This window comes from Streptomyces sp. NPDC058307 (assembly GCF_042880295.1).
Taxonomy (GTDB): Bacteria; Actinomycetota; Actinomycetes; order Streptomycetales; family Streptomycetaceae; genus Streptomyces.
Map to the genome: position 1 here is coordinate 1 of NZ_JBHVYZ010000081.1, position 8,841 is coordinate 8,841.

Here is an 8,841-nt window from a genome sequence, read left to right on the forward strand (position 1 = left end):
CGCCCACGCCTACCGCGACTGGCTCCAAGCCGCTTGACAGGCAATAGGAGCATCACCGGCCCCGCTGACACCGCCTCGGCCGCCCGTCGGCCCTAGGCCGACCGGGCCGCCGCGCTCTCAGGCGGTGACGCCGGTCTACGGCCTGGCGCGGGGCGAGGCCGGCGACTCCGGACCCGGGGCCAGGCTCTCCGCCTTCCGTACGGCGCCGACCGTGCCCGTCGTCATGGTGGCGCTGGGCCTCGTGATCTCCCTCCTGGCCGTCCGCGCGGTGCGCAGGGCGTCCCAGGTGAGCAGCGTCAACGCCAGCCAGACCAGCGCGAACCCGGCCCAGCGCTCCGGCGGCATGGCCTCGTGGAAGTAGAAGATGCCGAGCAGGAACTGGAAGACCGGGGCCATGTACTGGAGCAGTCCCAGCGTGGACAGCGGCACGCGGATCGCCGCCGCGCCGAAGCAGACCAGCGGGAGCGCGGTGACGACGCCGGTCGAGGCGAGCAGCGCCGCGTGCCCCGGGCCCTCGGAGGCGAAGCTGAGGTCGCCCCGCGAGCCCAGCCACAGCAGGTAGCCGAGCGCGGGCAGGAACTGGATCGCGGTCTCGGCGGCCAGCGACTCGACCCCGCCGAGGTTGACCTTCTTCTTGACCAGGCCGTACGTGGCGAAGGAGAAGGCGAGTGTGAGGGAGATCCACGGCGGCCGGCCGTATCCGACGGTCAGGACGAGCACCGCGGCGGTCCCGATCCCGACCGCCGCCCACTGCACCCGCCGCAGCCGCTCCTTGAGCAGCAGCACACCCATCGCGATGGTGACGAGCGGGTTGATGAAGTACCCGAGGGAGGCCTCGACCACGTGACCGCTGTTGACGGCCCAGATGTAGACGCCCCAGTTCACGGTGATGACGGCGGCGGCCACGGTGATCAGCGCCAGCTTCCGGGGCTGCCGCAGCAGCTCACCGGCCCAGGCCCGGCGCCGTACGACCAGGAGCGCGACGGCCACGAAGAGCAGCGACCACACCATCCGGTGGGCGAGGATCTCGGCGGCCCCGGCGGGCTTGAGCAGCGGCCAGAACAGGGGCACGAGCCCCCACATCCCGTACGCGGCGAAGCCGTTCAGCAGACCTATGTGCCGCTCGCCCCTCGACTTCACGGACTCTCCTCCTCGCGCTGTCCTCGCCTGCCCGAAGGTAACGCCGAGTACCCCCGGCTGTCATGCCCGTATCGCTATACGGTCATGACAGCCGGGGGTGGAGCGCCCAAGGGCCCGTTGGGGGAGTATCAGCCCTTGAGCGCGGCCTCGATCGACGCGGCGATCGGGGTGGCCGGGCGGCCGGTCAGCCGGGCCAGGTCGCCGGAGGTGACGACCAGTTCGCCCTTCTCGATGGAGGCGTCGACGCCGGCGAGGGTCGCGGCGAAGGGGGCGGGCAGTCCGGCACCGGTCAGGATCCCGATGTAGTCGTCGACGGACACGGCGTTGTAGACGATCTCCTTGCCGGTCTGCCGGCTCAGCTCGGCCGCGTACTCGGCGAAGCCCCAGGGCTCGTCGCCACCGAGCTCGTACGTCGTGTTCTCGTGCCCCTCGCCGGTCAGCACGGCCACGGCGGCGGCCGCGTAGTCGGCGCGCGAGGCGGTGGAGACACGGCCGTCACCGGCGGCCTGGACGACGGCGCCGTACTCCAGGGCGGGGGCGAGGTTCTCGGTGTAGTTCTCGTTGTACCAGCCGTTGCGCAGCAGCGAGTAGGTCACGCCGGAGGTGAGGAGGGCCTCCTCGGTGGCCCGGTGGTCGTCCGCGAGTGCGGCCGTCAGGCTGCCCGGGGCGCTGGTGTACGCGAGGAGCGCGACGCCCGCGGCCTTGGCGGCGTCGATGACGACCTGGTGCTGGGCGGGGCGGCCCTTTTCGAACTCGTTGCCGGAGATCAGCAGCACCTTGTCGCCGGCCGCGAAGACCTTGTCGAAGGTCTCGGGGGTGTTGTAGTCGGCGACCGCTATCTTCACGCCCTTCGCCGCGAAGTCGGCGGCCTTCTCCGGGGTGCGGACGACGGCGGTGATCTGCTCGGCCGGAACCTTCTCGAGCAGCTGCTCGACGACGTGGCGGCCGAGGTTTCCGGTGGCTCCGGTGACGACGATGCTCATGATGTGCGATCTCCTTGTGGGGTGCGGTGACACTAACCATAGGTGAAGCGCTAACTCTGCGAAAGTACCCACTTTGAAGTAAGGTACTGGCATGACAGTAAGTAACAAGCAGGCCCTGAACGTGTCGGACGAGGCGATGTGCCCCCACCGCCTCGTCCTGGAACACGTGACGAGCCGCTGGGGCGTCCTGGTCCTGATCCAGCTCATGGACCGCCCGCACCGCTTCAGCGAACTCCGCCGGGCGATCGGCCGGGTGAGCGAGAAGATGCTGACCCAGACCCTCCAGACCCTGGAGCGTGACGGCCTGGTCCACCGCGACGCCAAGCCGGTGATCCCACCGCGAGTCGACTACTCCCTGACCGACCTCGGCCGCGAGGCGGCGGAACAGGTACGGGGGCTGGCGGAGTGGACTTCGAGGAGGATGGGGGCGGTGCAGGAGGCGCGGGAGGTGTACGACGCGCGGAAGAGGGGATCTGAGCAGGGCTGACGCATCTCGGTGGGTTCGCCTGAAGGCATGTACACGGCGCCAGGGGGCACACATGCGTCAGGGCTTCGGTCGACATGCGAGACGCATCCTTCCATGCGCCCCCTCTCCGCCTCCCGCGCCGACTTGAGTCGACGGGCACGCTGGATGCGGAGTGCCACGCCCACCGTGTGCCGACCCGCCATGCCACCTCACGGCGCACGGTCACCGGATCCAGGGGGATGCCTTGACATGGCCACACAGACTCCGGCCGTCCGCCGCAGCAGGATCGGTTCTGCTGTCGCTTCGGGACGCGGCCTGATGCGAGCCTTCTTCACCCGGGGCTCGCGGCGGCGACACCAGGAGGACGTCCTGCTGGAACTGCTCGGTCAGCTCAGGCTGATGACGGAGGAGATTCACCGGGCGAATCTGATCCAGCAGTACCGGCTCACCCTGGAGCAGATGGACCGGGCGATCGACGATCCGTCGCTCGCCGACGCGGGGAGCACCCTGACGGGCCTGTCCGAGGTCAAGCGACGGCAGATGATCTTCGCCAACCGGGAGTACGGAAGTCTCTTGATGGCCCACCAGATCGGGATGTACACCTGGAACGAACTCGTCGGACATCTGCGGGTCCTGTGCCGCAACAAGCTGTTCGCCGAGTACTGGGACCGCACCATCGAGCACCGCAGGTCCCTGCCCGCCGAGTCGACGGAGGCGCGGGTCGGTGAGGTCGTCGACGTGATGATCGAGGAGCTGGCGGACGAACCCGAGGAGTGGTGGATCGTGGGGCCGGATGCAGGGGGGCAAGGGTCCTGAATGCCGCTTTGTCGGTGACTGTCGACTTGTCGCTGCGACATGGGGCTCAATTGCAGACAAGGACACAGGGCGACATGGTTACAGCAAGTTACGTAATTTGCGGAACATGTGTCACTCTGTAACGGTCGGCCGAATGCGGTGTGACGCCGCCGCGACGCGGAAGGGCTCTCTCGCGTCCGTCGGCACTTTCAGATCCAGTGGCCCTTCTCCGCTGCGTGCTGATCCTGCGCTGTCGCTCAGCGGGCCTGGGTGTGCCTGCTCCTTCGACACGTCCGGGCAGCCGCCGGCAAGAGGGGACGTACAGAGGGAGCCCGCAGGTGTCAGTGAGCATCGTTCGCCGTCTCGGAGACCCACCCAAGCTGCGGGGCAGCGGAACGATGGAAACCTGTCCGGATCTCTTCGAGCTGAGTGACGGGAGCTTCGCGGTCATCGGTACCGACCGCACCGAAGAGCTGGACGCGCTGCTCCCGTCGGACGCCGCTCGGGCCGACTACGAACGCATCGTCGTGATCACCCGTGACACCCTGCTCCGCGCCAAACGGGACATCCCCGACGCATGACGGAAAGGGCCCGGAAGCCGAGTGGCGTCCGGGCCCTGTGTCGTCTCCGTCGGCCGGGGACTACCCGACCACCGTCCAGGTGTCACCCCCGGCCAGCAACGCTCCCAGATCCCCCTTGCCGTTCTGCTCGATCGCGGCGTCCAGCTGGTCCGCCATCTGCGTGTCGTACACCGGCCGGGTCACCGACCGGAACACCCCGATCGGTGTGTGGTGCAGCGTGTCCGGGTCGGCCAGGCGGGACAGGGCGAACGCCGTCGTCGGGGACGCGGAGTGCGCGTCGTGGACGAGGATCTCCGCCTCGTTGGACGCGGTCACCGGCACCACCTTCAGGTCACCCGTCGCCGCGTCCCGCACCACGCCCTTGGAGAGGTCCGCGCCGAAGCGGATCGGCTGACCGTGTTCCAGCCGGATCACCGCCTCCTCGGCCTGCTGATTGTCCTTCAGGGCCTCGAAGGCGCCGTCGTTGAAGATGTTGCAGTTCTGGTAGATCTCGATCAGCGCGGTGCCGGGGTGAGCGGCCGCCTGACGCAGCACCGACGTGAGGTGCTTGCGGTCCGAGTCCACCGTCCGCGCCACGAAGGACGCCTCCGCGCCGATGGCCAGGGACACCGGGTTGAAGGGGGCGTCCAGCGACCCCATCGGCGTCGACTTCGTGATCTTGCCGACCTCGGAGGTGGGGGAGTACTGGCCCTTCGTCAGGCCGTAGATCCGGTTGTTGAACAGCAGGATCTTCAGGTTGACGTTGCGGCGCAGGGCGTGGATCAGGTGGTTGCCGCCGATGGACAGCGCGTCGCCGTCACCGGTGACGACCCATACACTCAGGTCCCGCCTGCTCGCGGCCAGACCGGTCGCGATCGCCGGTGCCCGCCCGTGGATGGAGTGCATGCCGTACGTGTTCATGTAGTACGGGAACCGTGACGAGCAGCCGATGCCCGAGACGAAGACGATGTTCTCCTTGGCCAGCCCCAGCTCCGGCATGAAGCCCTGTACGGCGGCCAGGATCGCGTAGTCACCGCAGCCGGGGCACCAGCGGACTTCCTGGTCGCTCTTGAAGTCCTTCATGCTCTGGCGCGCCTCGGCCTTGGGGACGAGCTGGAGTGCCTCGATCGTGCCCGTGCCTTCCGTGGACGTCTCAGCCATCGATGGCCTCCTTGAGAGCCGTGGCGAGCTGTTCGGCCTTGAACGGCATGCCGTTGACCTGGTTGTAGCTGTGCGCGTCGACCAGGTACTTCGCCCGGACCAGGGTGGCGAGCTGCCCGAGGTTCATCTCCGGGATGACGACCTTGTCGTACGCCTTCAGCACCGCGCCCAGGTTGCGTGGGAAGGGGTTGAGGTGGCGCAGGTGTGCCTGCGCGATCGACTCGCCGGCCGTCCGCAGGCGCCGTACCGCCGCCGTGATGGGGCCGTACGTCGATCCCCAGCCCAGCACCAGCGTGCGCGCCTCGTGCGGATCGTCCACTTGCAGATCCGGTACGTCGATCCCGTCGATCTTGGCCTGGCGGGTACGGACCATGAAGTCGTGGTTGGCCGGGGCGTAGGAGATGTTGCCCGACCCGTCCTCCTTCTCGATCCCGCCGATGCGGTGTTCGAGACCGGGTGTGCCGGGGACGGCCCAGGGGCGGGCGAGGGTCTGCGGGTCGCGCTTGTACGGCCAGAAGACCTCGGTGCCGTCGTCCAGGGTGTGGTTCGGCCCCTGCGCGAACTGCACGCTCAGGTCCGGGAGTTCGTCGAGTTCCGGGATCCGCCAGGGCTCCGAGCCGTTGGCCAGGTAGCCGTCCGACAGCAGCATCACCGGCGTGCGGTACGTCAGCGCGATCCGGGCGGCCTCCAGTGCCGCGTCGAAGCAGTCGGCCGGGGTGCAGGGGGCGACGATCGGCACCGGCGCCTCGCCGTTGCGCCCGAACATCGCCTGCAGCAGGTCCGCCTGCTCGGTCTTGGTCGGCAGACCGGTGGACGGCCCGCCTCTCTGGATGTCGATGACCAGGAGCGGCAGCTCCAGGGAGACCGCGAGACCGATCGTCTCCGACTTCAGGGCCACGCCCGGACCGGAGGTCGTCGTCACCGCGAGCGAGCCGCCGAAGGCCGCGCCCAGGGCCGCGCCGATGCCCGCGATCTCGTCCTCGGCCTGGAAGGTCCGTACGCCGAAGTTCTTGTGCTTGCTCAGCTCGTGCAGGATGTCCGAGGCCGGAGTGATCGGGTACGAGCCCAGGAACAACGGCAGGTCCGCCTGACGGGACGCGGCGACCAGCCCGTAGGACAGGGCGAGGTTCCCGGAGATGTTGCGGTAGGTGCCGACTGGGAAGGCCTTCGTGGCCGGGGCGATCTCGTAGGAGACGGCGAAGTCCTCGGTCGTCTCACCGAAGTTCCAGCCGGCCCGGTACGCCGCCAGGTTCGCCTCGGCGATCTCCGGCTTCTTCGCGAACTTGGTCCGCAGAAACTTCTCCGTGCCCTCGGTGGGCCGGTGGTACATCCACGACAAGAGGCCGAGCGCGAACATGTTCTTGCTGCGCTCGGCCTCCTTGCGACTGAGGTCGAAATCCTTGAGGGCCTCGACGGTCAGCGTGGTCAGGGGAACCGGATGAAGGCTGTACCCGTCGAGCGAGCCATCCTCCAGCGGCGAGGCCGCGTACCCCACCTTCTGCATCGCCCGTTTGGTGAACTCGTCCGTGTTGACGATGATCTCCGCACCGCGCGGCAGATCGGCGATGTTGGCCTTGAGGGCGGCCGGGTTCATGGCCACGAGCACATTCGGCGCGTCACCCGGCGTGAGGATGTCGTGGTCGGCGAAGTGGAGCTGGAAGGAGGAGACACCCGGCAGGGTTCCGGCAGGGGCCCGGATCTCGGCGGGGAAGTTGGGAAGGGTGGACAGGTCGTTGCCGAAGGACGCGGTCTCCGAGGTGAAACGGTCCCCGGTGAGCTGCATCCCGTCCCCGGAGTCGCCCGCGAAACGAATGATCACCCGGTCGAGGCGGCGGACGTCCTTCACGCCGGCCTCTTTGCGCTGCTCTCCCACGACGGCTTCGTCGGCCTGCTCCGCTGGGCTGCTGACCTGACTGGTCACTGAACTGGACCTCCCTCTGGGCGGCTGTTCGGGAGCGGCCTTCCCGCAGGCCTTCCCAGGATCAACCCTACGACCGCGGGGGTCGCCTTCCCTCGGCCATTCGCATGATGGACGTCGATTTGAGACGATTCAAAGACCTGACTTGTCACGACTTACTCGCCCCCCGGCGCTTTCCTTGAAGACGCTCCCTCATCGTTCTCGGTTCTCGGTCCGTCCGCTGATCTGACACGGTGTCAGATGTTCATGAGTTCAGGTAGGTCAGTACCGCCAGCACCCGCCGGTGGTCCCCGTCGCTCGGGGACAGCCCGAGCTTCAGGAAGATGTTGCTGACGTGCTTCTCCACGGCCCCGTCGCTCACGACGAGCTGCCGCGCGATCGCCGAATTGGTGCGCCCCTCGGCCATGAGCCCCAGGACCTCCCGCTCCCGGGGAGTGAGATGGGCGAGCACGTCCTGCTTCCGGCTGCGTCCCAGCAGCTGAGCGACCACCTCGGGGTCGAGGGCGGTGCCGCCCTCGGCCACCCGCACCACCGCGTCCACGAACTCACGCACCTCCGCGACCCGGTCCTTGAGCAGATACCCCACCCCGCGACTGGACCCGGCCAGCAGCTCGGTGGCGTACCGCTCCTCCACGTACTGCGACAGTACGAGTACCCCGAGACCGGGATGTGCCTTGCGTAGCTGTACGGCGGCTCGTACGCCTTCGTCCGTGTGCGTCGGAGGCATCCGCACATCGGCGACCACGACGTCGGGCAGCTCGCCCTGGGCGTCCAGCTCACCGATGGTCTTGATCAGTGCCTCCCCGTCGCCCACACCGGCCACGACGTCGTGCCCGCGGTCGGTCAGCAACCGGGTCAGGCCCTCCCTCAGCAGCACTGAATCCTCGGCGATGACCACCCGCACCCTGTCCTCCACGACTCTCGGCCCCCCAGCCCACTGCCTGCCCACTTGCTGGACAAGTCCAGCATTCCAGCATTCGGATGCGGGCGGGCGCGGGCAACGGGAATAGGGCCCCCTGAATCCGAACAAAGCCCCGAAAGAGAGGGTCCACGCTCGGAATCCGGCCAGGTTCGGCGGCCGCAGGCGCGGCGGGGGGCGCCGGCGGACGGAGGATGCGAGTCCTGCCCGGGGGCTGCGCGGCGGTGCCTGCCCGGGGTGCCTGCAGGCGGTGCCTGTTCCGGCGGCGCGTACCCGGGGTGCCTGTCCGGCGGGGCGTACGCCGGCGGCGCGTGCAGCCGGGAGTGCCCGGGCGTCAGGCTTCCACGCCGGTGGGGCTGCGCGGTGGTGCGTATCCGGGGTGCCTGTCGGCGGTTGCTGTCCCGGCGGGGCGTACCCGGCGGCGCGGGCAGCGGAGAGGGCCCGGCCTCAGGCTTCCACGCCCGTGGGGCTGCGCGGTGGCGCGTATCCGGGTGCCTGTCGGCGGCGCCTGCCCCGGCGGGGCGTGCAGCCGGGAGCGCCCCGCCCGGGCGACAGGCCTCCCCCGGGAGGCACTCCGCCCGAGCGCGCCCCATGCGAGAAGCCAGGCAGGGGGCAGTCTCTCGCAGCAGAGCCTTACGCGTCTGCGCGGGCCACCTTCTGCCTCGCAGGCCACATCTCTCAGCCCGGCCGGCGTCTGAGGACGGCGGGTCCTTCGGGCCGACGAGGTCCGGGGCGAACCCGATGGGGGGACCGTAGGGAGGTCGGGCGCGCAGCCCCCGCGGGGTCGAAGGGGCGGCAGCCCCTTGGGACGGGAATGGGTAGGGGCGGCGGGGGGGGGAAAAACCCCCCCCCCCCCCCCCCCCCAAAAAACACCAAACCACCCCACCCCCACCCCCTGC

General features: G+C 69.1%; 8 protein-coding genes. 3 read left to right on the top strand and 5 right to left on the bottom strand.

What is annotated here, in order from left to right:
• Positions 1-135 precede the first annotated feature (135 nt).
• Together rarD and ACFVYN_RS36600 are read right to left on the bottom strand one after the other, a co-directional pair.
• A complete protein-coding gene (gene rarD / locus ACFVYN_RS36595; RefSeq protein WP_390006455.1) occupies positions 136-1,140 on the bottom strand; it encodes an EamA family transporter RarD in 1,005 nt (334 codons plus the stop codon).
• A 128-nt stretch (positions 1,141-1,268) separates the two neighbouring features.
• Positions 1,269-2,123, bottom strand: coding sequence for an SDR family oxidoreductase (locus ACFVYN_RS36600; protein ID WP_390006457.1), 855 nt, complete (start codon positions 2,121-2,123; stop codon positions 1,269-1,271).
• A 91-nt stretch (positions 2,124-2,214) separates the two neighbouring features.
• Here ACFVYN_RS36600 and ACFVYN_RS36605 point away from each other — a divergent pair, with 91 nt between their 5' ends.
• The 3 genes from ACFVYN_RS36605 to ACFVYN_RS36615 all read left to right on the top strand — a co-directional run bounded on the left by ACFVYN_RS36605 (position 2,215) and on the right by ACFVYN_RS36615 (position 3,965).
• On the top strand, positions 2,215-2,610 hold the full coding sequence (locus ACFVYN_RS36605) for a winged helix-turn-helix transcriptional regulator (protein WP_390006459.1): 396 nt from the start codon (positions 2,215-2,217) through the stop codon (positions 2,608-2,610).
• Positions 2,611-2,838: 228 nt separating this feature from the next.
• On the top strand, positions 2,839-3,405 hold the full coding sequence (locus tag ACFVYN_RS36610; RefSeq protein WP_390006461.1) for a DUF6082 family protein: 567 nt from the start codon (positions 2,839-2,841) through the stop codon (positions 3,403-3,405).
• Between the two features lie 323 nt (positions 3,406-3,728).
• The gene (locus ACFVYN_RS36615) at positions 3,729-3,965 is read left to right on the top strand and encodes a hypothetical protein (RefSeq protein WP_390006462.1); all 237 of its coding nucleotides are present in this window, start codon (positions 3,729-3,731) and stop codon (positions 3,963-3,965) included.
• A gap of 60 nt (positions 3,966-4,025) precedes the next feature.
• On the opposite strand, the gene ACFVYN_RS36620 is transcribed toward ACFVYN_RS36615, so the two are convergent.
• The 3 genes from ACFVYN_RS36620 to ACFVYN_RS36630 all read right to left on the bottom strand — a co-directional run bounded on the left by ACFVYN_RS36620 (position 4,026) and on the right by ACFVYN_RS36630 (position 7,927).
• Positions 4,026-5,105, bottom strand: coding sequence for a 2-oxoacid:ferredoxin oxidoreductase subunit beta (locus ACFVYN_RS36620; RefSeq protein ID WP_390006463.1), 1,080 nt, complete (start codon positions 5,103-5,105; stop codon positions 4,026-4,028).
• Positions 5,098-7,026 (bottom strand): 2-oxoacid:acceptor oxidoreductase subunit alpha, encoded by a 1,929-nt coding sequence (locus ACFVYN_RS36625; RefSeq protein WP_390006464.1) that lies wholly within the window; start codon positions 7,024-7,026, stop codon positions 5,098-5,100. The genes ACFVYN_RS36620 and ACFVYN_RS36625 overlap by 8 nt, the downstream gene beginning before the upstream one ends.
• Before the next feature lie 241 nt (positions 7,027-7,267).
• Entirely contained in the window at positions 7,268-7,927 is a 660-nt protein-coding gene (locus ACFVYN_RS36630; RefSeq protein ID WP_028808164.1) for a response regulator transcription factor, read from the bottom strand.
• Positions 7,928-8,841: the final 914 nt, after the last annotated feature.